Below are 23,353 nucleotides of genomic sequence, written 5' to 3'. Positions count from 1 at the left end.
GATTAAGGCTCCAGGGAGATCCAAATGGTTTTCAGTTCGCTAAATTTTTCCAGCGCATGCAGGGACTTATCGCGCCCGTTGCCGCTTTGCTTATAACCGCCGAACGGCACAGTCATATCACCGTCGTTGTAGTTATTAACGAAGACCGAACCGGCCTTCAGGCGACGGCTCATGCGGTGGGCGCGCGACAGATCGCGGGTCCAGACCGCGGCCCCCAGGCCGTAGTCACTGTCGTTGGCCAGCGCCAGAGCTTCGGCTTCGCTGCTAAAACGGGTGATGACCAGCACCGGGCCGAAGATCTCATCGCGGCTGACGTGGGCTTGCGGGGCTGTATCGACAAAAATAGTCGGGCCGATAGCCGCTGGGTGTACGTGGCTGCGACCATCCAGCGCCAGCGTGCCTTGCGCTTCACCGTCGCGAATAAAACCGTGCACGGTATCGGCATGCGCGTTGTCGATAAGCGTGCCCATCGTGGTTTCCGGATCCAGCGGGTTGCCCGGCTGCCAGTTTTTCGCCTGCTCTTTCAGCAGGGCGATGAACTCGTCGGCAATACTCTCTTCCAGTAACAGACGCGTACCGGCGATACAGACCTGACCCTGGTTATAGAAGATGCCTGCTGCAGCATTGGCGGCGGCTTTCGGCAGATCCGGGCAGTCGGCAAAAACGATGTTGGCACTTTTACCACCGGCCTCCAGCCAGACGCGTTTCATATTGCTGTCGCCAGCGTCTTTGAGCAGTTGCTTGCCGGTGCGGGTCGAGCCGGTAAAGGTGATCACATCAACATCCGGATGCTGCGACAACGCCTGGCCCGCTTCGTGGCCATATCCGCTCACCACGCTGAGAACGCCATCTGGCAAACCGGCTTTTTTTGCCAACGCAGCAAGGCGAATGGCGGTCAGCGGTGATTTTTCTGAAGGTTTGAGGATCACGCTGTTGCCTGCAGCCAGTGCCGGGCCAAGTTTCCAGCAGGCCAGCAGCAGGGGAAAATTCCACGGCACGATGGCCGCAATGACGCCCACCGGCTCGCGCACAATCAGCGCCAGATCGCTCACCGAGGTGGTGGCCACTTCGCCATAGACTTTATCTATTGCTTCGGCGTACCAACGGATGGCGCGTGCCGCGCCTGGAATATCATCACGCAGGCTATGGCGAATCGGTTTACCGGTGTCGAGCGTTTCCAGTAGCGCCAGCTCCTCGTGATGCTGCTCCATTAAATCGGCGAACTTGTGCAGGACTGCCTTGCGCTCTGCGGGTGATGCTTGCGACCAGTCTCCGCGTTCAAACACGGTGCGGGCTGCGGTGACCGCGCGGTCTACATCCGCTTTTTTGCCGCGGGCGACTTTGGCGAGCGGACGTTGTCCTGCCGGATCCTGCGTAATAAAGGTTTCGTTATCGGCGGCTGCGCAATATTCGCCGTTAATAAATAAACGGGTCTCCGGCGAATAATGGCTGGCTTTTTCACGCCAATATTTAAGATTCTGAAAGTTCATAGCTACTCCTTTTATATCAATAAGATAAAGTTCGTTGCTGATCTTTTCAGGCAAAATCAGGCTGCACGATGCCCCAGGGATGTACCCTGTTAATGCGCGTTATTTAAGAAGGCCTGAGAAACTCAGGCCGCTACTTATTAGAAAGTGGTAGGAGTGTGGGCACTGATGATGCGGCAGATCCCTGCCGAGGTGTTGCTGAAGCTATGTGGTATACCGGTGTTAATGGCATAACTTTGTCCTGCAACAAGATGATACGTTTGACCGTTGATGGTCAGTATCACTTCACCTTCTAGTATTGTCCCAATCTCTTCACCCTGGTGTTTAATTCTCTCCCCGGTTGTCGTACCTGGCTGATAGGTTTCAAACATCATGGCCAGCGTACGATTCGGATTTCCGTTGTGTACCAGCTTCATGGATACTCCCTGACTCCCGATCTCAATCAAATCATCTTGATTGATAACCACCTGCGGTTCGTCAGGCTTTTCCGGTTCCGCGAAGAACTCGGAGAGCGACAGCCCATAAACTTTCAATAGCTTTTGCAGCGTACTGATGGCAGGACTGACTTTATCCTGCTCTATGGTGCTGATGGCGCTATGCGTTAACCCAGACAGTTCGGCGGCACGACGCTGTGAAAGACCCAATTGCTGGCGGATCTCTGACAAACGTTTACCCGGCGCCAGGCCGTCATCGCTCATAATTGCATTTCCTTAACTGTAGTGGTCAGAGTCGCTGTTTTTCAGCGAGGTGGTTCTGACAAGCGGTGATAAAACCTTCAAGTAACAAACGCGACAGGGCGTATTCGCTACTGTTCCATTCCGGGTGCCACTGCACACCAAGCGCGAAAGGATGGTCGTGAACGCTGGCTGCTTCCACTAATCCATCCTGCGAGCGTGCTTCCACGCGCAGTTGCGGGCCAAGGGTTTTTGCGCCCTGACCATGCAAGGAGTTAACCCAAAACGTGCTGCAACCTGGTATTAGCTGAGATAGCAATCCTCCCTGTTGAACCTGGACTTCATGAGATGGCGCATATTGCTGCTCCACCGGGAGTTCCGCATCTTCACGATGTTCCAGGAACTGTGAGTGATCGCACAGGCGACGATACAGAGTCCCGCCAGTGGCGACAACTAATTCCTGTAAGCCCCGGCAGATGGCGAAAATGGGAATGCGCCTTTCGAGCCCGGCGGTAATTAGCGCCATGCTCAGAAGATCACGCCCGGGATCGGCGTCAGACTCATCGCCATTTTCACCATAAAGGTGCGGCTGCACATTGCTTGGGCTTCCTGGCAGGAAGATACCATCCAGTTTCGGTAACAGCGCGTTCAGTAATTCGGGTTCCGCAAGCGCATGGGGAATCGCTATCGGTAATCCACCGGCGTTTAATACTGCATTCAGGTACTTTTCTTGCAGAGTCTGGGTCTCGTGACCCTTAAGCCTGTTCCTACACATCACTACACCAATAACTGGCTTGTCAAATATATTGCCCATGATCGACCTCACGTTTTGGAATAAATTATTGCCAAACGGTTCCTTGTTATGCCATTCCGTTCATTATTTTCTCAATCTAGCAGTGGAATAACCTTCTAGCAAACTTAATTTAACATTTGACAAACAATTTGTTTGCATCCAGAGTCGAAGAGTGGACATTATATTTAACAGTCAAATCACAGAACAGGTTACAGGCCAACGGCGGTGAATCATGGAAACCAATATCGTAGAAGTTGAGAATTTTGTTCAGCATTCTGAAGAGAGACGAAGTAGCGCGTTTGCGCGTGAAGTTAAGCAGTATCTGGAGCGCTATCCCAACACGCAGTTCGTGGATGTGCTGTTAACCGACCTGAATGGTTGCTTTCGTGGTAAACGCATACCCGTTGCAGGGTTACACAAGTTAGAGAAAGGCTGCTATTTCCCGGCATCCGTTTTCGCGATGGATATTCTTGGCAATGTGGTCGAAGAGGCGGGATTAGGGCAGGAGCTTGGCGAACCGGATCGGACCTGTGTCCCGGTGCCTGGCACGTTAACGCCTTCGGCCGCCGATCCGGAATGTATTGCGCAGATGATGCTGACGATGCTGGATGAAGATGGCGCTCCCTTTGACGTTGAGCCGCGGAACGTACTTAACCGGCTCTGGCAGAAACTTCGCCAGCGCGGTCTGTTCCCCGTCGTAGCGGTAGAGCTGGAGTTCTATTTACTCGATCGTAAGCGCGATCCCGAAGGTTATCTGCAGCCGCCGTGCGCGCCGGGAACGGACGATCGGAATACGCAAAGTCAGGTTTACTCGGTTGATAACCTGAACCACTTTGCTGATGTGCTAAACGATATCGATGAACTGGCCCGTTTGCAGCTGATCCCGGCTGACGGCGCGGTGGCTGAAGCCTCCCCTGGGCAGTTTGAAATCAACCTCTACCATACCGATAACGTACTCGACGCCTGCGACGACGCGCTGGCGCTGAAACGCCTGGTACGGCTGGTGGCGGAGAAACATAAGATGCATGCCACGTTTATGGCAAAACCTTATGAGGAGCATGCCGGTAGCGGAATGCATATCCACATCAGCATTATGAATAATAAAGGCGAGAACGTGCTGGCTGATGCGAATGGCGATGATTCCGCGTTACTTAAGCGTGCGCTTGCCGGGATGATTGATCTGATGCCCGCGTCAATGGCGCTGCTGGCGCCGAATGTGAACTCTTATCGCCGCTTCCAGCCGGGGATGTATGTTCCGACCCAGGCTTCCTGGGGGCACAACAACCGTACGGTGGCGCTGCGCATTCCCTGCGGCGATCGTGATAACCATCGGGTTGAATATCGCGTGGCGGGGGCTGACGCCAACCCGTATCTGGTGATGTCGACCATTCTGGCGGGGATCCTGCATGGTCTGGATAACGAGCTGCCGTTGCAGGAAGAGGTGGAAGGCAACGGCCTGGAGCAGGAAGGGCTACCGTTCCCGATCCGCCAGAGCGATGCGCTGTGGGAGTTCATGCAAAATGACAGTCTGCGCGAGTTGCTCGGGGAGCGTTTTAGCCATGTGTATCACGCCTGTAAACACGATGAACTGATCCAGTTTGAACGCCTGATTACCGACACTGAAATTGAGTGGATGCTGAAAAACGCCTGACAGGAAAGTGGCCCGGCGGCGGAATGTTTGTCGGGCCTGTACGCATTGTTTGGTCATTGAAAAAAAGAAGTCGCATCATGCGGTCTGAGCGGAGCCAGCCCGTCAATATTGCAGGATCACCTGCCATTTCCCGGATGTCGCGTAATGGAGCGGCTTGCGACAACGGGTCTTCAGATAACCGACAGAGTTTGTGACGAGGAAATGTGATGATGCCAATGTTTAAAAACCCGCCCCGCGTGAGCATCCATGGCTCCCGCAGTAAGTACGGACCGCATCTGTGCCGTGCAACATTGACGCCTTTCTTTTGGCTTTCCACCCCGACACGACCCAGGTCTGCAGTACCCACGTTTCGAACGCAGATCTGGGCCCGTGGCGGGGAGGAAAGCTATGTCGACTAATTCTTCTGTGGATCTCGCGGCCCAGCCGGGCAAAGCACAGCTGCGTAAATCCCTCAAGCTGTGGCAGGTGGTGGTGATGGGGCTGGCCTATCTCACACCGATGACGGTATTTGACACCTTTGGTATTGTTTCGGGTATCAGCAATGGCCATGTTCCGGCCTCCTATCTGCTGGCCCTGGCGGGCGTGCTGTTTACCGCCATCAGTTATGGAAAGCTGGTACGCCAGTTTCCACAAGCCGGTTCGGCCTACACCTATGCGCAAAAAGCGATCAACCCGCATGTGGGGTTTATGGTCGGCTGGTCGTCACTGCTTGATTACCTGTTCCTGCCGATGATTAACGTCCTGCTGGCGAAAATTTACCTTTCCGCGCTGTTCCCGGGCGTTGCGCCATGGATTTGGGTAGTGATGTTTGTAGCGATCCTCACCGCGGCCAATTTGAAAAGCGTAAATCTGGTGGCGAACTTCAATGCGCTGTTTGTACTGGTGCAGGTTGCGATAATCGTGGTGTTCATTGTTCTCGTGGTGCAGGGGCTGCACAAAGGCGAAGGGGTTGGGACCGTCTGGTCGCTGCAACCGTTTATCAGCCAGAATGCGCATTTGATCCCGATTATCACCGGGGCGACCATCGTCTGCTTCTCGTTTCTCGGTTTTGATGCGGTAACCACGCTCTCTGAAGAGACACCGGATGCCGCGCGTACCATTCCAAAAGCTATTTTCCTTACCGCGCTTTACGGCGGACTGATCTTCATTGCCGCCTCGTTCTTTATGCAGCTGTTCTTTCCGGATATTAGCCGATTTAAAGACCCGGACGCGGCGCTGCCGGAGATTGCGCTGTACGTCGGCGGCAAACTGTTCCAGTCTATTTTCTTGTGTACGACCTTTGTGAATACGCTGGCGTCAGGTCTGGCGTCCCATGCCAGCGTTTCGCGTCTGCTGTACGTGATGGGTCGCGATAACGTCTTCCCGGAGAAGTACTTCGGCTATGTCCATCCGAAATGGCGTACACCCGCGCTGAACGTCATTATGGTCGGGATTGTGGCACTCTCGGCCCTGTTTTTTGACCTGGTAACCGCCACGGCGTTGATTAACTTTGGCGCGCTGGTGGCCTTTACGTTCGTTAATTTGTCCGTGTTTAACCACTTCTGGCGTCGTGAAGGGCGTAAGCATACCTGGCAGGAAAAGTTGCACTACCTGGTATTGCCAATGGTCGGCGCCGCCACCGTTGCCGTACTGTGGGTGAACCTGGAGGTGACATCGCTGACGCTGGGACTGGTATGGGCTGGCGTGGGGTTGGTGTATCTCGCCTACCTGACCGGACGTTTCCGCAAGCCGCCGCCGCAGTTTGACGCCGCGAAATCTGAGCAAGCCTGGGAGTGATAGAAACTTCAGGTATTAACAACAGGGCACGCCGTCAGGGGCAACCCCCTTCAGACGTCCGGTGACGGTGTGTCCTGCGGTATTTATTAATGTCGTGAAATGCGTGGGCTATAGTAAAGATGGCCGTTATTTCTCATCATTAATAACCGTGAGCGGGGGATGTGAATGAAGAAGATACTGATGCTGGTCGGCGATTATGTCGAAGATTATGAAACGATGGTGCCTTTTCAGGCATTGCAGATGCTGGGCCATCGTGTTGATGCCGTCTGTCCGGATAAAAGTCAGGGGGACTACGTTCAAACCGCTATTCATGATTTTGATGGGGCGCAGACCTATAGTGAAAAACCGGGTCATCGTTTTACGCTGAATGCGAATTTTGCCGAGGCGCGGGCCACCGATTACGACGCGCTGCTGATCCCCGGTGGACGTGCTCCGGAATATCTCCGGCTGAATCCGGATGTTATTAAGCTGGTGCAAGATTTCAACGCTGCCGGTAAGCCTATCGCCGCGGTCTGTCATGGACCTCAGCTGTTAGCGGCGGCGGGGGTGTTAGAAAACCGGACCTGTAGCGCCTATCCGGCCTGTGCGCCAGAAGTTCGTCTGAGCGGCGGGCATTACGCAGATATCGGCATTGATCAAGCCCACGTGGATGGCAATCTGATTACCGCGCCTGCATGGCCCGCGCATCCGCAATGGCTGGCTAAATTTGTTGAAGTATTAATGAAGTAAGCAATGAAAAAAGTCGGTATAACCTGTCTGGTTATACCGACTGGACATATTACCTCTGTATGAGTGCGAACACGCCCCAGCCAATGTACTCCCGGGTGAAGGCTACGTGGCGTGCTGGTGAACTCCTCAGTTGCTCTCTGACTTCCGGGGCAAATTCATCGTCCGGATTTGCCTCCAGCCACCGGCGCATCGTCAGCCATTTGGCCGCCTCGTATCTGTCCCAACCCTCCTGGTCAGCCAGTACCATTTCAACCACGTCATAACCGAGCAGGTCGAAAGATGAAACGAGCTCTGGCAGAGAAAGAAAATCGGTCACTGAAGTCGCGCCGCAAGCCTGGGCGATCTTCTCCGTGGCGGGTATTTGACGCCAGTACGGTTCGCCGATGAGTATGATCCCACCTGGTTTGAGACTTTGTTCCAGTTGTCTGATCGTTCCAGCGACGCCGCCGGCAATCCAGGTCGCACCAACGCAAGCGGCAATATCGAATTTTTCTTCGGCGATATAACCTGTTGCATCGGCATGAATAAAACGCACGTGCTCATTGACTCCCAACTCTTTGGTCCGCAGGGTGGCTTGCTCACTGAACAGCCGGCTCATATCGATACCCACGCCGGAAATACCGTGATCGCGTGCCCAGGTGCACAACATCTCACCCGAACCGCTGCCGAGGTCCAGAATGCGTGTTCCCGGTGCCATCCGTAAAACTAGGCCTAACGTGGCGTATTTCTTTGCGGTGAACGGATTATGAATGCGATGTGCGCTTTCGCTGATGGTAAAAATCTTCGGGATATCCATCTCTCTCTCTCCTTTAGCGATTATCAAGTTGGGCGCGAACGTTGTTCAGGCCGGTCGTATTAATACGGTAGGGCTGACCATTGACGGATTTGATCAGTTTCTTGGTTCTGAGCTTTTTGAACACCTCGAGCGTGCAGTCGCAGAGCAGCAACCCTTCACGGCTATAGCATTCGACGGAAGTGACGCGGCCAGAGGCATCGCGGACGTGAGCAATACGGCCACCTTTGGCGAGAACGTGTAAGGTACGTTGTTCCTGACGGGATAAATTCATACTGGAAAACCTGTTTAATCATCATGTGCAAAACGTGCAAACACACAGCGGTGTCCGCATTCGAATTCGGCGCATTGATAACCAGTCCGGCCTGAAAAGGTCGGGAAGCTGATTATCAGATGATTACATTCTCCAGCATCAAAGCCTCGGGTTGAGTTGAAAGGTATTTACATGATGAATAATACCTGCAAGAAACAGTAGGGGAACCTCCTTGTAGTGGAAGTGTGATCTGTAACGAAAAATTGTATTTCTTTTATTTAATGATTTTTTAATTCTCGTTATGTAAATCGCATTTATTCATTAAATTAATTTAATGTTTCAGCGTCGCCAGAAACGCTATCGGTAGCCATACAGCATTGCTATTCTTTTTTTATCACCTCATTGATTAGTATGATTTACTCTTTTTGCTGGTTAATTTTGTTCTTTGATAAATGCTCCTTTATCATAATTGTGGTTTTAAATGAAATTTGCAATTTAATGTTTTTAAGAATTTTCTTAACGTGACTAAGTGTGTATACTCGGTCCTGCAAGAAGCGCTTCTGTTATCATTAAAACTATAAGTATGTCCTTAACACCCGTATTACCTCTGCCCTGAATCTCTTCTCGGGGGAGAGGTTTTTTTTTTGCCTGCATATTATTTGGCTTATCGTCATAAATGGAAATTTTAATATTATCGTTATTGATGTTCACATTATTGGTTACGCCGATTTAGCTCTACTGACCACTACGGCAATATTGAAATAGTATCAGCCCGAATCTATTTCATAGTGAATAGTATAGTTCTGGATATGTTTATGTGGGTATTATATAGCTTTCCTTATAACTGCCTTTTTTTCAGCGCGATAGAAGTTTTTTGCTTTTGAGGTAATTGTGATTTTGTTCACGGATTTTAGTGCGCGAAGTGGCTATCTGTAGAGAGGTGCAAACGGTTGCATGTTGCTGATACAGTATTCGTTCATTAAAAAAATATCGCGATGGTATGTCTTATGCCAGTACAGAGTACAGGAATCTAAATGATTTCTATTATCTCATAGGTATAGGGATGCCGTTTATGACTTCTGTTAGCTTAACACCATGGGAAATAGCAGTAAAAACAGACAGGGAATATGATTTTATCAATCAGAAAGGAGTTTTTTAATCGCAGGTATAATCACTGGCCTTTTTATCTTCCTTTATATAAATCGTTGTCGTAATGCCCATAAAATCAGCGTTCTGGGATGAGCGCTGATTTTATTTGGTTCTCAGATTATTTACCCCACGCTGCATGCAGAACACCTCTCGCAGTACCTCATAAATGATACATTAAAGGATCTCCTGGAATGGATATTGTTGAACGCTTTATTAACTACACGAAAATCAATACCACAACATCAAGGGAAAACGGCGCTAATGGGATAATGCCTTCTTCTCCTGGTCAAATGGAACTGGCAAAACTGCTTGCAGCAGAACTTGAAGCATTAGGAATGGAAAACATTGAGGTCAGGGATACCGCTATAGTGACGGCAACCTTACCTGCAAATACTGATGACACGATCCCGGTGGTCTCTTTTTTTGGTCATCTGGATACCAGTGCGGAACAGACGGCAGACACCAAAGCACAACGCCTGCATTATCACGGCGGGGATTTATGCCTGAACAAAGAGCTGAATATTTACCTGCGCGAAAGTGAATTTCCGGAACTGAAAAATTATATCGGTGATGACCTACTGGTGACCGACGGGACCAGTCTGTTGGGCGCTGATGATAAAGCAGCCATCGCCGCGATTATGAATGCTCTTGAGTATCTGGTCGCACACCCGGAAATAAAACATGGGCCGGTAAAAGTGGGTTTTGTCCCGGATGAGGAACAGGGCTTGCGTGGCGCAAAAGCGTTTGATGTTGCCGCGTTTGGTGCTGATTTTGGCTATACCCTGGATTGCTGCGGTATCGGTGAGTTTGTTTACGAGAACTGGAATGCGGGCGATGCGGAAATCATCTTTACCGGCCAGTCCGCACACCCGATGTCGGCCAAAGGTAAGTTAAAGAATTCGCTGCTGATGGCGCATAAGTTTATTGCCATGCTCCCAGGGGGAGAAGTGCCTGAATATACGGAAGGGCGCGAAGGGTATTACTGGGTAAAACAGCTACAGGGTAACAGCGCCCGCACGGTACTTAAGCTGGATATCCGCGATTTCAGTGAAGAAGGTTATAAGGCGCGTATGGCGTTTATTCGCCAGCTTGCCGTCAGCACCTGTGCCCTGTGGGGGGAAAACAGCGTGGTCTGTCATTTAGCCGATCGCTACGCGAATGTGTTGAACAGTTTGCAGGGGGACGCTCACTACCCGATTGATATTGCATTCCGCGCGTATCAGAAATGCGGCATAACGCCCGCACCTGTCGCCATGCGTGGCGGGTATGATGGCGCGGTACTGTCGCAGAAAGGATTGCCGTGCCCGAATATTTTTACCGGTGCCCATAACTTCCATTCAATTTATGAGTATCTGCCGGTGCGTTCTCTGCGGGCCGCCAGTGATGTGGTGGTGGCGGTGATTGAGGAAACTTATACTGAGTTCGCGCAGCGGAGAGCTCAGTCATGATTCAGGTGTTAATCGCACTTCTGGTGATCGTGGTGGTCGCGCGTCTGATTCTGAAAGGTTATCGCGCTGAACCGGTGCTCTTCATTGCGGGCTTAGTCTTGATGATTTGCACCGCGTTAACCGGATGGGGGTCCGTATTACCGAAGGGGGTTGCCAGTACGGGAATTTCCTTTCTCGATCCTTTCGAGGTAATGCGCGATCTCTTCAGCACGCGCGCCGCCGATCTCGGCCTGATGATCATGGCGTTAATGGGATTTGCGCATTACATGGATCATATCGGCGCAAATGAGGCGGTCGTGCGGGTAGTAACGAAACCCTTACGGGCGCTGCGTTCACCCTATGTGCTCCTCTTTTTCTCCTACCTGCTCGCCAGCCTCCTGCAGTTGGCCATTCCTTCTGCAACCGGGCTTGCCGTGTTGCTGATGGGGACCATGTTCCCCATTATGCTGGGGTTAGGGCTCTCAGCGGCCTCGGCTGCCGGGGTCATTGCTACTTCGCTTGGCGTGGCTTACACCCCGACGGCAATCGATGCTATCAGGGGCTCTAAAGCAGTGAATATGGATGTAGTGGAATATGTTGTTTACCACCAGGGACCCGCCGCGCTGGCAACGGTTCTGGTTGTCGGCGTGTGCCATTTTTTCTGGCAGCGGCATTGCGACCGTAAAGCAGGGACGTTACCGCGGGAAATCGGTAGCGCAGAAGTGACTGATTCAGGAAAATCCCCGGCTTTTTACGCGCTGCTCCCCATGCTTCCGATACTGATGGCAGTAGGATCATCCGAAATGTTCGTCAGGGGTATCAACCTGAATATTATCACCATTGTCCTCATTTCAATGACCATCTGTATGCTGATTGAATGGCTGCGGGTGCGTGATTTAAAGTCGGTCTGCGAAGGTTTCAGCCATTTCCTGAAAGGAATGGGCACTGCGTTTACCGGTGTGGTTGGACTGTTGGTTGCGGCAGGGGTTTTTGCTCACGGAATTAAAGTCATCGGTGCGATCGATCAGCTCATTCTGATGGCCGAACACGTGGGATTACCGCCGTTTGCCATGGCGGTTGTATTTGCGCTGGTGACGCTGGCCGCGGCGATCATTATGGGGTCGGGGAATGCGCCATTCCTCGCCTTCGTTGAGCTCATCCCGCAAATTGCCGCCAGTATGGGCGCTAACGCCGTTGCCATGATCCTGCCGATGCAGCAGGCATCGCATATGGGACGGGCAATTTCACCGGTATCCGGCGTCGTGATTGCCGTTTCCAGCGGAGCGAAAATAACCCCATTCGATGTGGTGAAGCGTACCGCCGTACCGCTGATTGTGGGGTTCGTTACTCACACCCTGATCATCGGTATTTTCTATTAACCGTACCAGCGACAAGCTAACTTCCGGTTCATTGAATCCGGATGTTGGCTTTTTGAATTAGGCGAAATTTAAAAGCGTTAATATTACTGATACCTGTATAAAAAGCCTGGCCTGCTGCTGTGAGGCTGTCTGTCGCTCAGCGGAGGATAAAATGCGATTCCATTAGGATGTTTAATGGCTGTTTAACGTTGGAATGGGTGTTTGTCTGGGGTGTCTGGTCAAAACTATCAGGATATTTCTTCTAATCAGCAATTTTTGAAGTTTTATGATGATCATATTTTTAACAGTAGGTGGAATTGATAACCTGTGAGTATTATTAGTTTTTATCTTTATCGTATAATTCTTATTATTTATCGCTGAGCCATCCGGGCATCAATGATTAATAAGAGTGATGTGTTAAGTTTGCAATTTTATTACATAGGGATAAATTAATCTGGATCATATTTTGATGTTTTTAGTTGTAGTATTTTTTAAAATGAAATAATGCAAGATTTACATGTAATAATGATTTATTTGGGCAGGTTTAAGTGGTAAGGGATTCAGGAAAAGTTAGTACGTTACGACACCATTATCAGGATGACCTGGAAGCGTTTACCTGGAGTGCATTGGTAGCAATTGGTATCGCAATACGGGACCGTAAGATTCATTCTAAAATGTCAGAGCATCTTTTTATTATGCAATGGCTGGCCATCGCTAAAAAAAGAAAGCTCTTCTCAAGGAACGTAATCAATGAACTTCAATGGCTAATTGATGAAGGCAAGAAAAAAAGCCTCAATGCACAACTTAAATTTAAAATAGAATATCTATACTCGACTTCGAGTGGCGATGTATCGATGCAAAACGACTATTTTAAGTTTACTCATACGATTGAGGTGTTGAGAAATAATGGCTGGGAAAGCTTTCTGCTTACGCCAGAGAAATGGCGAGATCTGCATGAAAAGATTAAGGTAAGAGAAGGTAATTTTATTTTTATGGATGACACTCGGCTGCAGGCGTGTTTTGGCGTGCAGGGTGAGATTGTCAAACCCTTCTGTATCCGGGTATATGGCGATGTTGAGTTTGCAAAGTTAACGTTCATTAAACATAACCTTCCGGCTGAATTTGTAAAGCACGTTTCAAATGAGTTTTATCACTTCCATTTTCTTCTGGTAAGTAATGCTTAACTGACGATGTGAACAATGTGCTGTTAATACAAAGAATAGATTGATCAACTTGTAAATTTATCGGATAGAAACCACGCGCCAAGGACAGCGAATGTTTACTCGAAAGTTAGTGATTGCCAACGAATGGATAAGGTTGTCTGATATTCCAGACAGTGTGTCCATTTCTTTTCGGGGCGTTCTCGAGATAACTGAAAGTACAGGTGTGCCAGACGCCAGCACGCCGTTGTTACGTTTAGAAAATGAAATGGCACCGATCACCGTCGATTCGTTGTCCTGGGTGCGGGTGCCTGTCGATAGTCAGAAAGACATTACCGTTTATATCCATAAATAATATTAATGTTGAATGGTTTTGGCCTTATTTTTGCCAATGTTAGAGGGCTGCTGTTTATCGCAGTATGTCCCCCTGAGTAATTAATTTATTATGTGAGAATGAATGCGGAAACTTTCTAATAATTAACCATTTTACAGGTTAAGGTATTGCGTGATGTGTCGATAACAATTAAGTCGTAGAGGATTTTTATTGTTATGGAGATGTTTAAATGTTAAAGAATATGAGAATTAAAACCAGCCTGTTATTATTGCTGTTGTTATTTACCTTCATGCAGTTCTTTTCCAATGGATTTGAGTTAGTTGATCTCAAAGGAAATCAAAAAAATACGTTATTACTACATAACATCATTAAGGAGCAGGATACCCTGCATAAGGTCGTTGAGGCTGTTTATAAAGTCAGAAGCGTTCGTGATAATATTCAACAACATAATGCGACCGATGCCCGACAGACAGTGAATCAAATGCAAGATCAGATGGCGTATGCCAGAAAACAGTTCGATATTTTCTGGGGTATTCCTGGATTGACGGCTGACGATCCGCAAATTGGTAAAATTATCAGAACGGCTTTTGAGCAACAAATGAATGCTGAGCAAAAGTCTATTGATACATTAAATCAGACGCTTTCCAGCAACAGTATTATTAATGCACAAGAAAATGCTAATGCGGAACTGCTCGCGGCTCGCAAAAATTTCGATAACGAAGTGACGAATTATTACAAATCAACAATGCTGATTGGTGAGAAGATCGTTGCACAAACACACGTTCAGTTTAATACCTCGATCCTGAAAGTATCCGTGATCCTGGTCATTACGGTACTTATCTTCTTTATCTGTAATTTCTGGTTGAACCGGACCATCATTCAGCCTTTAAAAATCGTTTCTGAGCATTTTGCGCGGATTGGTAAAGGCGATCTCAGCCATCCTGTTAAGGTGTCGGGTAACAATGAAATCGGCGTACTGTGCTTAAATTTGCATAATATGCAAAAAGGCCTGCGCGAGACTGTCAGCACTATTCGCGATGGCGTTGAGTCTATTAATATCGGTATGCAGGAAATTGCTTCCGGTAATTCCGATTTATCAACCAGAACGGAACAGCAGGCTGCGGCAGTCGTTGAAACGGCGGCCAGTATGGAACAGATTTCAGTGACAACAAAAAATAATACTGATAAGTCACATCAGGCATCCGTCATGACCAGCGAAAGTACGGAAATGGCATTGCGTGGCGAGCGTTTAATGAGTGATATGGTTGAGAAAATTCACCTGATCAGCCGTAATGCGCAAGGCGTGAACGAAATATCCAATGTTATTGATAGTATAGCTTTTCAAACCAATATCCTGGCATTAAACGCGGCGGTGGAAGCTGCACGCGCTGGTGAGTCCGGGCGTGGGTTTGCCGTTGTGGCGAGTGAAGTCCGAACGCTTGCCCAGCGCAGCGCCTCCTCGGCGAAAGAAATCAGTGAACTGGTTGCCAAAGCGGCAATTAGCGTCAAGGAAGGGGTAGAGATAGCCGAAAACAGTGGCGCCATGATGGCGGATATTGCGAAGGCAATACGCAACATTAATGTCTTAATGGAAGATATCTCCGGAGCCTCGGGGGAACAGAGTCGCGGCATCGAACAGATCCGGGTTGCGGTAACGCAAATGGAGCAAGTGACTCAGCAAAACGCCTCGCTGGTTGAGGAGATAGCCGCCACGACAGGCAGTGTGGAAGAGCAGTCGGCAATGCTATCCCAGGCTGTGGCGGTGTTCCAGGTGGAAGAAAACCAGCCTGAAATTCAGCATAATAAGTAGAGTACAAACTCGGCGAGTATCGTGGTGCGTTTGACGTGCCCGTTTATGACTGTGAGAAAGGTTGAGCTGCACACGGCTCACAGACCGCAGCTCATCAGGTGTCAATGTTGCCTGATGAGCTGCGCGAGAAGAATGTCGGGAATGACGTTCTCCAGCGCGATATGAAATCGCATACATCATGTTGATAATAATTCTCATTATTATTGTTGTGTTGTACAGGTAATGGTAATGTTGCTTCAGTTATCAACCGTTAATCCCATTTCCTGTGCAGAAGACAGCATGAACAACACCACCGCCCTGAATACGTCCAGACGCGTAGCCCGCACCTTCTCCGTCAGCGAGTTTATGGATTTTGGTGAGCGTTACGGGATCGATTACCGCTTTCCCCTGCTGGCGCAAAAGCCGGATTTGTCGTCTTGCAGCCCCGTTCTGCAGGGGGAGGTTGAGGAGATGACGCTCCCCTGCGGGATGTGTGTCACGCACTCTGATGTGCAGGTGCTACAACCCTACGAAACCACCTCCCGCCACAGCAGTCCTCTGTATATGTTGGTGGTTCTGGAAGGCTGCGTCATCCTGACGCTCAACGGGCAGGAGCATGTGGTACGTTCCGGGATGGCGTTTAGCTCACGCCTGAGCGAGCATCAGACGATGCGTGCCCGCCATCATGCTGACTGCAAACTGCGCACGTTATCGCTCGGTCTGTATCCCGACGGCGCGTGGCGCACGGGGTTGCTCGAATCGTTGATGCGTGAGTGGGAAAGATGCGAAACGCCGACGCTTATCTGGCAGGTGCCGGGGTTTTTACTCAGCGGCCTGCAGTATGCGCAGCGGAGCACGATCGGTCATGTTTCTCGCCAACTGATGCTGGAAGGGCTGATATTACAACTGTTCGGCCATGGCCTCAGCGTGTGTCAGGTTGAGAGTGGCAAGCGGCTTGCGGCAAGCGGTGAACAGCAGCGGCTGGAGGTCGTTCGTCGTCTTCTGGAGCAGAGTCCCGAGAATGACTACACCCTCAATGCCCTGGCCCAACGCGCGGCGATGAGCCCCAGCAGCCTGCGCAGCAAGTTCCGTGCGGCCTATGGCTGTTCCGTCTTTGACTACCTGCGTGATTGCCGTCTGGAACGCGCGCGCGGCTATTTACTGGAAGGATACAGCGTACAGCAGGCGGCCTGGATGTCGGGTTATCAACATGCTACCAACTTCTCCACCGCATTTCGGCGTCGTTACGGCTTTTCGCCTGGCGATGTGCTCAAACTTTGCTAATCCATTTTTACGTTTTGCGCACGTGCCTTCCCGACAATTTGGCACTGCGCATAGGCAACCTGGCATCCTGCATAGCTATCTCTGTTAGCAAAAAGGTAATAATTCTCACTTACAATTAGACATGCCTTTGGAGATATTCATGTTCGCGAAGACTCGGTTGGCGCTAGTGGTGGGATGGGTGACCGGTAGCGTGGCTTTTCCACTGCTGGCGCAGGAAACAACAAAAAACGATACGGTGGTTGTCACCTCGCAAATGCAAAGCGGGGCCACGAAGCTCGCCACACCGGATCTTGAAACGCCTCAGTCGGTATCGATCATTACCCGTGAACAGTTTGAAGAGCAGGGCGCCACCAGCGTGCGCCAGGCCGTGAGCTATACGCCGGGGGTGTACAGCAATCAGATTGGTGCCTCCAACCGCTTTGACTATATTGTGCTGCGTGGTTTCTCGGATGGTAGCCTGGACAACGTCTATCTCGATGGCCTGAAGATGATGGGGGACACCAACTCACACAGCTCGCTGGTGGTCGATCCGTGGTTCCTCGAAGATATCGAAGTGGTACGCGGCCCGGCTTCCGTACTGTATGGCCGTTCTTCTCCGGGCGGTATTGTCGCGCTGACATCACGTAAGCCGTCGTTTGATGCCGGTGGAGAAGTGAAACTGTTTGCTGGCAACAATAACCAGCGCGGCGCGGCGTTTGACGTCACTGGGGCGCTGGATGATAACGATCGCGTGGCGGCACGACTGAGTGGAATGACGCGTTACGCGGACTCGCAGTTTGGCCCATTGAAGGAAGAACGTTATGCGCTGATGCCCAGCCTGACCTGGCGCATCACCGACCAGACGCGTCTGGATCTGATGGCTTATCTGCACCGTGACCCGGAAGGCGGAAGCCACTCCGGTCTGCCGTATGACGGCACCGTGGTTCCACATTACGGGCAAAAGATCTCCAACACCTTTTACGAAGGCGAGGATGATTACGACAAATACGATCGCCGTGAAAACATGGTGGGCTACAACGTTGAGCACCTGTTTGATAACGGCTGGTCGGTGCGGCAAAAACTGCGCTACCTGCATACCGACGTTGAGCTGAATCAGGTGTATGCGGCGGGCTGGCTGAATGAAACCGAGCTTAACCGCGGCTACTCCGGCTCCGATGAAAAAATGTCAGCGATTACGCTGGATAACCAACTCGACGGCAGCTTTGATACCTGGCAGGTCAACCACCGTGTGCTGGTGGGGATCGACTATCAGGATCGCAGCAACAATACCACCGGTTACTACGGTGCATTCCCGCCGATTGACGCCTTTAACCCGGTATACGGCGCGCAGCCTGATTACATCAACATGTATGCGCGTGAGAAGCACAAGCTGCGCCAGACAGGCTACTATTTGCAGGATCAGATGTCATGGGATCGCTGGCGTATTACGCTCGGCGGTCGCTACGATCAGGTGAGCGTTTCTAACATTGATAAGATCAACGATACCCGCAGCGATCTGGACAAAAACAACTTCAGCACCCGTGCTGCGCTGCTCTATTTGTTCGATAACGGCTTTGCACCGTATGTGAGTTATTCCACCGCCTTTACGCCAACCAGCTTTGCCGATGAGAACGGCAATCTGCTGGATCCGATGAAAGGCAAGCAGTGGGAAGCCGGGCTGAAATATGAGCCGGAAGGACTCAACAGTCAGTTCAGCGCGTCGGTATTCCGTATCAATCAGACGAATATCGCCACCAAAGAAGAGCCGACCGATCCGTACCGCTCGATTGGGGAAATTGAGTCTGAAGGGGTAGAGCTGGAGGCCATTAGCCAACTGACGGAGAGCTTCCGTCTGCAGGCGGCGTATACCTATACCGACATTCGCTATAAGAAAAGCAGCCCGGAAGAGCAGGGTAAGCGTGCAGTGTACGCGCCGCGTAACCAGGCCAGTACCTGGCTGAGCTACGATGTGAAAAGCGGTCCGCTGGATGGCCTGACGCTGGGCTCAGGCGTACGTTATGTCAACGGTATTGCCAGCGATCGCCTGAATACTCACACTCTGCCGTCCTACACGCTGGTGGATATGGCAATTGGCTACGACTTAACGAATATCGGTATTAAAGGGTTGAGCGCCCAGTTGAACGTCAACAACCTGACCGACAAGCGCTACGTTGCGGCTTGTAATTCGCTCTCATACTGCTACTTCGGGGCCGAGCGTAGCATTGTCGGCAGCGTTTCATGGAAGTTTTAAGTATCGTTTTTTAGCCGGATGGCGGCGCTGGCGTCTTATCAAGCCTACAGTTGCGTGCAAATTGTAGGCCTGATAAGCGCAGCGCCATCAGGCTGGGGGATTGCGGTTATTGCGTAAAACCGTTTTGCATACAAATCTGCGCGCTGGTTCTCAGGGTAAAGGCGACTTTGTCTGGGTACTGGCTGTAATAGTTATGCTCTTCTTCCAACCCTTTCGCCTGCGCCAGACGTACCGTTTCCAGCGAGCAGGTACGGTAGATCAGGTCTTTATTCATATTGGTCTGCTTTTCACGCTGTTTATCTGTGGACAGCGCCAGCCAGCTCTCGGACAGCGAGTAATCGTAGACCACCCGGTTTCCTTTCGCCTGCACATTTTCAATGGTAATGAATTCGTCGATTTTCAGTCTTGGCTGCCCACGCATTTTTTTCTTATCTTCTGCGGCGGCATATTGGGCCAGCGCATTAATATCCATGCCTGCTATTTTCTGTTTATAGATATCGACATAAGCGGCGGGCTGCTGATAACGCTGAGCGTAAGCGTTTCTTAATTCTCCATCGCTCACCGTACAACCCGCCAGAAACAGAGGTAAAAGCAGCGCCAGTTTTATTTTAGTCATGATGTTATCCCGTTCATTATTGTGGTCCCAGTCGCCCATAACATAATAGAAAAAATGATTAGGGTGATATTTAAGGTTGTATAAACGGGGGCACGATGACACAAGTGCAATAGTCTTAAAATGGCGTTACAGGCAGGAAACCCTGCCAGAATTGGCAGGGGTTTTGAACATACTGGTAAAGAATTAATGGCCGATCATTTTTGCTTTCGGGATCAACTGGAAATACAGGTGATCCGGCACCGGCGTATCCCAGACATTGGCATATACCGCATAACCAATGGTGGCAAACAGAATCCCCAGTACCAGTATTGTCATGGCAACACCCGACAGTGCCGTTTGTCGCCATAACGCTTTACCGCTGCCTTTTGCACCCGGCGGTGTCTGCAGGGAAAAGCTCAGCGTTGAAGCCACCGGACAGGATTCAACACAGGTCATGCAGCCAGTGCATTCCACAGTACGCACCTGAATCAGTCTGTCGACCGGGATTTTCGATGGGCAATTTTTCGCGCATTTCCCGCAATCAATGCAACTGTCGGCGTTGCGGCGGATTTTAAACGGCGAGAACAGCGAGAACAGACCAAGCAGTGCGCCGTAAGGACACAGATAACGACACCAGGCGTTGCGAATAAACAGGCTCAGGAGGCTGATAACCACCACGGAGATGAGCGTGGCGGAGCCAATATGGCGAAAGAAATCGAGCATCTTCACATCGATGATGATTCCATAGGCTGACGTCAGAAAGTACTGAATCCCCTGGGCGGGCATCGACAGGGCGATATACAAGAAAAACCCCAGCAGCAGATACTTCAGGCTGAGCAGCGGGATATCCAGCCAGCGCGGCAGCGTAAAGTTACGACCGAATAATTTTCTCCCCAGATTACCGAGCAGTTCGGAAAGCGTCCCCACCGGGCATAACCATGAACAGAAAGCTTTTTTTAACAACAGGCTAATCAGGATAAACGCAACTAACAGCAGCATTGAGGCGGCATGGATAGGCGGAAGAAAACCGGTCTCTAGCGTATAGCGGAAATTCATCAAACCCGCTATCGGCAGCCATCCCTCAATACCGCCGGGCCTTGGAATATAAACGCTGGTGCCGGCGGTTTCGAAATAGCGGACCCAATACCAGAACGCCACGCCAATATAAATATTGATAGCCAGCAGGAGAAACTGGGTGGCTTTTCGCCAGCTGCTGGCGTTGCGCCAGTCATTCCACGGCAGTTTACCCCCGGTCGTGCCTGGGCGGCGCTGCCAGCGCGTTCTCATCTTCCCGTTCATGGTTTTATAGTATCCCTCATATTTCCCCTTCTGCATTCAGAAGGCGTCATCACCGGGATATGCTAGTGCTATTCAGATTTGGTGTATTTGATTTGCATCTTATTACGCGGCTGTTATTTTCTTCATGCCAATATGCCTGAAAAATAATAACAGCCCGATATTTATCACAGGTCAGATAAATACCCTGAACGGGGTATTTATTTCTCTGCAGGGCAACGATTATTCCTGATAAACCTCAACGCGGTCGCGGCCATTACTTTTCGCCAGATAAAGTGCGCGATCGGCTTTATCAACCAACTGTTTATAGTCGGGATGATAGTCATATTCGGCAATACCAATACTGACGGTAATAGAAAACGTTTCTGTCGCTGAGGCTGCCATGCGCATCTCGGCAATTTTCATACGCAGCGTTTCCAGAATAATACTGGCCTGTGTTTCATCTGACTCGACGAGCAGAATCATAAATTCTTCGCCACCGTAGCGGAACACGTAATCGCTGCTGCGGATATGATCGTAAATGACCGCCGCGACGTTTTTGAGCGTCAGATCGCCAGTATTATGCCCGAAGTTATCGTTAATTTGCTTGAAGTAGTCGATATCCAGCATCGCCAGGGTAAAAGGCTTACGCGTATGTAACGCCAGCGAGATCTCGCGCCGCATGATGGTCGGAATAAAGCGGCGATTAAGCAACTGGGTCAGCGAATCTTTACCATTTTCCTGCTTAACCAGCGCGTCGAACATTGAGGCGAGCAGGAAATGGATTTTTGCCGATAGCTGGCGTACATCCTGCAATAAGCTCATCCGCTCGGGTTCTGTCGGCTGATGCTGATGCGACAGGGTTGTTGTCAGACGACTGTCGATCTCTGCAATCAGTGATTCCATCTTATTCAGCAGATTGCTGTTGCCGAGGATATGTTTTCCCTTATGTGATAACCACATACCGAAGTCAGAATTCGCCAGAAACACCATCTCACCGAAAGGCATTCCGGTGGCGATGTTATAGATAAACTGGTTTTCCCAGTCGGTAAACGAACGGATTTGCCGCTCGCGCTCGACGTTAACGTCATCGTAAATAGTCTGTAGACGGTACTGCTCCTGCGTGTGCATAGAGTTTTGAAAACTGGGGGAATAGGAGACCGTCATGGCCTCCAGCGCAGTATCCATTGCCAGACTGCTGAAACAGATAGCATCGCTCAGCAAGGCGGGAGTGGAATCTGCCTTTGTTTTTAACACCCTGTACAGCTCATCTTTCAGCTTGCGCGCGCCGCGGTTAACCAGATCGATGGGCAGGCCGATACGGGCATGCACCACACCAATTTTGCGCTGTTTGGCCAGCAGTTGTGAGAGATCTTCGTGGGCGCTGCCAAGTACGCTGCGCAGCCAGTCAAACATGCTGCCGCTGAGGCGGGTACTGACCTGTTCTGTATTGAGGAACAATGCGCTCTCCGCATGGGAGAGCATATAGTCATAAAAAACGGTTACTAAATGGCGGATCTCTTCATCGCTTAACGATGTCAGGAGCGTGTGAACTTCAGGCGATGTTTGACGTAACAGCGCCTGCCATTCTGTAAGGAGTAATGTGTCGTTTACCGGTTCAACCTGTTCCATCTTACTGCCACTCAACGTGCGATTAAAAATTCAGGCGGTATTACGGACAATTACCTCACGATGGTCAAGTTAAACTCTCTTATCGATGGCTAATACCTTCATAAATAAGCCTGAGCGCGAAGACACCAATAATGGCGCCAATCACCCGGCTGGCAACCCGTTGGATTCGGCCATACGCACGGCGCACGGCGGGCAACGAAAACGCCTGGCTGAGAAAAATACGCCAGATAACGGAAGACAACACAATGCCGGCCCAGGCCATCAACCTGGCCCACGTTGGCGTGTCTGCGCTTAAGGTGACCGAGAAGATACTAATAAAAAACAGCACGGTTTGCGGATTAGATAAATCCGTTAATAACCCACGGCGGAAAAACACATACCAGGGGGCGGAAAGCGGCTGCTGTAGCGTTGGCATTTGCGGTGTAGCCTGATGCCGGATGCTGTTCCAGGCGAACCACAGCAGATAGGCGCCGCCGACAATCTTAATCAACGAAAAAATTTCTTCACACTGAGTGATAAGCGTCGCCATGCCAAAGAGCCCGAGGCCGGAGTAGAACGCATCGCCTAAGGCGACACCCAGACCGGTCATCACGCCCGCGCGTCGCCCTGACGCCAGGCTGGTTTGCACCACCACAAACAGGTTCGCGCCGGGGTTAAAAAAAGTTAAAACAAACAGGCTGACGGTGAGTACGACGGCGTGCAGAGGTTCCATAGACAACAATTCCTCAGATTCTCATAAAGTTAACACTATAATTTCAGTGCGCTGTCTGTTCTGAGGATCAACTCACACTGGCTATTGAAACTTTGAACAGGTTGACGCGCTGCTACCCGGTGACCGGTTTTTTCTGCGCCGCAAAATCTCTATATATTCCTGCTGAATGTGGATTTTTTATCCAGGCTGGACTAGTTATTAATCATCCTTGAATCGCGTTATGTAATGTTCAGGGATCGATGATGGCGTAAT

At 50.4% G+C, this 23,353-nt stretch carries 19 protein-coding genes; 10 read left to right on the top strand and 9 right to left on the bottom strand.

The genetic code is table 11. The annotated features are described in order from the left end of the window. Positions 1-2: 2 nt before the first annotated feature. The 3 genes from puuC to puuD form a co-directional block, all read right to left on the bottom strand. On the bottom strand, positions 3-1,490 hold the full coding sequence (puuC, locus tag HV352_RS18575) for an aldehyde dehydrogenase PuuC (protein ID WP_075846746.1): 1,488 nt from the start codon (positions 1,488-1,490) through the stop codon (positions 3-5). 137 nt (positions 1,491-1,627) lie between these two features. Continuing rightward, positions 1,628-2,185, bottom strand: coding sequence for an HTH-type transcriptional regulator PuuR (gene puuR / locus HV352_RS18570; RefSeq protein WP_016151913.1), 558 nt, complete (start codon positions 2,183-2,185; stop codon positions 1,628-1,630). A 25-nt stretch (positions 2,186-2,210) separates the two neighbouring features. Then, positions 2,211-2,975 carry a gamma-glutamyl-gamma-aminobutyrate hydrolase gene (puuD, locus tag HV352_RS18565; RefSeq protein WP_016151914.1) on the bottom strand — a complete coding sequence of 255 codons (765 nt, stop codon included), beginning with the start codon at positions 2,973-2,975 and terminating at the stop codon, positions 2,211-2,213. 211 nt (positions 2,976-3,186) lie between these two features. On the opposite strand from puuD, the gene HV352_RS18560 reads away from it, so the two are divergent. The 3 genes from HV352_RS18560 to HV352_RS18550 all read left to right on the top strand — a co-directional run bounded on the left by HV352_RS18560 (position 3,187) and on the right by HV352_RS18550 (position 7,110). Further along, complete coding sequence (locus tag HV352_RS18560; RefSeq protein ID WP_046276299.1) at positions 3,187-4,605, top strand: glutamine synthetase family protein; 1,419 nt, start codon at positions 3,187-3,189, stop codon at positions 4,603-4,605. A gap of 387 nt (positions 4,606-4,992) precedes the next feature. Further along, on the top strand, positions 4,993-6,381 hold the full coding sequence (locus HV352_RS18555; RefSeq protein WP_016151916.1) for an APC family permease: 1,389 nt from the start codon (positions 4,993-4,995) through the stop codon (positions 6,379-6,381). A 165-nt stretch (positions 6,382-6,546) separates the two neighbouring features. Continuing rightward, positions 6,547-7,110 carry a DJ-1/PfpI family protein gene (locus HV352_RS18550; protein WP_016151930.1) on the top strand — a complete coding sequence of 188 codons (564 nt, stop codon included), beginning with the start codon at positions 6,547-6,549 and terminating at the stop codon, positions 7,108-7,110. A gap of 49 nt (positions 7,111-7,159) precedes the next feature. On the opposite strand, the gene HV352_RS18545 is transcribed toward HV352_RS18550, so the two are convergent. Both HV352_RS18545 and HV352_RS18540 read right to left on the bottom strand, forming a co-directional pair. Continuing rightward, positions 7,160-7,906 (bottom strand): class I SAM-dependent methyltransferase, encoded by a 747-nt coding sequence (locus HV352_RS18545; protein ID WP_155574002.1) that lies wholly within the window; start codon positions 7,904-7,906, stop codon positions 7,160-7,162. A 13-nt stretch (positions 7,907-7,919) separates the two neighbouring features. After that, on the bottom strand, positions 7,920-8,177 hold the full coding sequence (locus HV352_RS18540) for a YjhX family toxin (protein ID WP_016151932.1): 258 nt from the start codon (positions 8,175-8,177) through the stop codon (positions 7,920-7,922). Positions 8,178-9,496: 1,319 nt separating this feature from the next. On the opposite strand from HV352_RS18540, the gene pepT reads away from it, so the two are divergent. The 7 genes from pepT (at position 9,497) to foxA (ending at position 18,887) form a co-directional block, all read left to right on the top strand. Continuing rightward, positions 9,497-10,753: a peptidase T gene (gene pepT, locus HV352_RS18535; protein WP_181634964.1), complete on the top strand. Its 1,257-nt coding sequence runs from the start codon at positions 9,497-9,499 to the stop codon at positions 10,751-10,753. Then, positions 10,750-12,111 carry a C4-dicarboxylate transporter DcuC gene (gene dcuC / locus HV352_RS18530; protein WP_016151934.1) on the top strand — a complete coding sequence of 454 codons (1,362 nt, stop codon included), beginning with the start codon at positions 10,750-10,752 and terminating at the stop codon, positions 12,109-12,111. Before pepT ends, dcuC begins: the two co-directional genes overlap by 4 nt. Before the next feature lie 527 nt (positions 12,112-12,638). Then, the gene (locus HV352_RS18525; RefSeq protein WP_016151935.1) at positions 12,639-13,274 is read left to right on the top strand and encodes a DUF2913 family protein; all 636 of its coding nucleotides are present in this window, start codon (positions 12,639-12,641) and stop codon (positions 13,272-13,274) included. Positions 13,275-13,365: 91 nt separating this feature from the next. After that, entirely contained in the window at positions 13,366-13,605 is a 240-nt protein-coding gene (locus HV352_RS18520; protein ID WP_016151936.1) for a hypothetical protein, read from the top strand. 208 nt (positions 13,606-13,813) lie between these two features. Next, positions 13,814-15,394: a methyl-accepting chemotaxis protein gene (locus tag HV352_RS18515; RefSeq protein ID WP_181634963.1), complete on the top strand. Its 1,581-nt coding sequence runs from the start codon at positions 13,814-13,816 to the stop codon at positions 15,392-15,394. A 279-nt stretch (positions 15,395-15,673) separates the two neighbouring features. Then, positions 15,674-16,657, top strand: coding sequence for a helix-turn-helix transcriptional regulator (locus HV352_RS18510; protein ID WP_032931274.1), 984 nt, complete (start codon positions 15,674-15,676; stop codon positions 16,655-16,657). 121 nt (positions 16,658-16,778) lie between these two features. After that, positions 16,779-18,887 carry a ferrioxamine B receptor FoxA gene (foxA, locus tag HV352_RS18505; protein ID WP_087121825.1) on the top strand — a complete coding sequence of 703 codons (2,109 nt, stop codon included), beginning with the start codon at positions 16,779-16,781 and terminating at the stop codon, positions 18,885-18,887. Between the two features lie 106 nt (positions 18,888-18,993). On the opposite strand, the gene HV352_RS18500 is transcribed toward foxA, so the two are convergent. From HV352_RS18500 to HV352_RS18485, 4 genes are all read right to left on the bottom strand, one after another. Then, positions 18,994-19,503: a hypothetical protein gene (locus HV352_RS18500; RefSeq protein WP_225836838.1), complete on the bottom strand. Its 510-nt coding sequence runs from the start codon at positions 19,501-19,503 to the stop codon at positions 18,994-18,996. Positions 19,504-19,686: 183 nt separating this feature from the next. Then, complete coding sequence (locus HV352_RS18495; RefSeq protein ID WP_032931024.1) at positions 19,687-20,781, bottom strand: 4Fe-4S binding protein; 1,095 nt, start codon at positions 20,779-20,781, stop codon at positions 19,687-19,689. 219 nt (positions 20,782-21,000) lie between these two features. Continuing rightward, entirely contained in the window at positions 21,001-22,389 is a 1,389-nt protein-coding gene (locus tag HV352_RS18490; protein ID WP_016151942.1) for a diguanylate cyclase, read from the bottom strand. A gap of 79 nt (positions 22,390-22,468) precedes the next feature. Next, on the bottom strand, positions 22,469-23,101 hold the full coding sequence (locus HV352_RS18485; protein ID WP_003830900.1) for a LysE family transporter: 633 nt from the start codon (positions 23,099-23,101) through the stop codon (positions 22,469-22,471). Positions 23,102-23,353 lie beyond the last annotated feature (252 nt).

The organism is Citrobacter sp. RHBSTW-01044 (assembly GCF_013781945.1).
Lineage (GTDB): Bacteria > Pseudomonadota > Gammaproteobacteria > Enterobacterales > Enterobacteriaceae > Citrobacter > Citrobacter braakii.
The sequence above is the reverse complement of the archived record's forward strand: the minus strand, read 5'-3'. Positions and strand labels throughout refer to the sequence as shown.

Coding starts and splice junctions, on each gene's coding strand:
- HV352_RS18500 (WP_225836838.1), bottom strand. CDS start 19,503: ATGACTAAAATAAAACTGGCGCTGCTTTTACCTCTGTTTCTGGCGGGT.
- dcuC (WP_016151934.1), top strand. CDS start 10,750: ATGATTCAGGTGTTAATCGCACTTCTGGTGATCGTGGTGGTCGCGCGT.
- HV352_RS18485 (WP_003830900.1), bottom strand. CDS start 23,101: ATGGAACCTCTGCACGCCGTCGTACTCACCGTCAGCCTGTTTGTTTTA.
- pepT (WP_181634964.1), top strand. CDS start 9,497: ATGGATATTGTTGAACGCTTTATTAACTACACGAAAATCAATACCACA.
- HV352_RS18560 (WP_046276299.1), top strand. CDS start 3,187: ATGGAAACCAATATCGTAGAAGTTGAGAATTTTGTTCAGCATTCTGAA.
- HV352_RS18490 (WP_016151942.1), bottom strand. CDS start 22,389: ATGGAACAGGTTGAACCGGTAAACGACACATTACTCCTTACAGAATGG.
- HV352_RS18550 (WP_016151930.1), top strand. CDS start 6,547: ATGAAGAAGATACTGATGCTGGTCGGCGATTATGTCGAAGATTATGAA.
- foxA (WP_087121825.1), top strand. CDS start 16,779: ATGCCTTTGGAGATATTCATGTTCGCGAAGACTCGGTTGGCGCTAGTG.
- HV352_RS18495 (WP_032931024.1), bottom strand. CDS start 20,781: ATGAACGGGAAGATGAGAACGCGCTGGCAGCGCCGCCCAGGCACGACC.
- HV352_RS18510 (WP_032931274.1), top strand. CDS start 15,674: ATGAACAACACCACCGCCCTGAATACGTCCAGACGCGTAGCCCGCACC.
- HV352_RS18515 (WP_181634963.1), top strand. CDS start 13,814: ATGTTAAAGAATATGAGAATTAAAACCAGCCTGTTATTATTGCTGTTG.
- HV352_RS18540 (WP_016151932.1), bottom strand. CDS start 8,177: ATGAATTTATCCCGTCAGGAACAACGTACCTTACACGTTCTCGCCAAA.
- HV352_RS18520 (WP_016151936.1), top strand. CDS start 13,366: ATGTTTACTCGAAAGTTAGTGATTGCCAACGAATGGATAAGGTTGTCT.
- puuR (WP_016151913.1), bottom strand. CDS start 2,185: ATGAGCGATGACGGCCTGGCGCCGGGTAAACGTTTGTCAGAGATCCGC.
- HV352_RS18555 (WP_016151916.1), top strand. CDS start 4,993: ATGTCGACTAATTCTTCTGTGGATCTCGCGGCCCAGCCGGGCAAAGCA.
- HV352_RS18545 (WP_155574002.1), bottom strand. CDS start 7,906: ATGGATATCCCGAAGATTTTTACCATCAGCGAAAGCGCACATCGCATT.
- puuD (WP_016151914.1), bottom strand. CDS start 2,975: ATGGGCAATATATTTGACAAGCCAGTTATTGGTGTAGTGATGTGTAGG.
- puuC (WP_075846746.1), bottom strand. CDS start 1,490: ATGAACTTTCAGAATCTTAAATATTGGCGTGAAAAAGCCAGCCATTAT.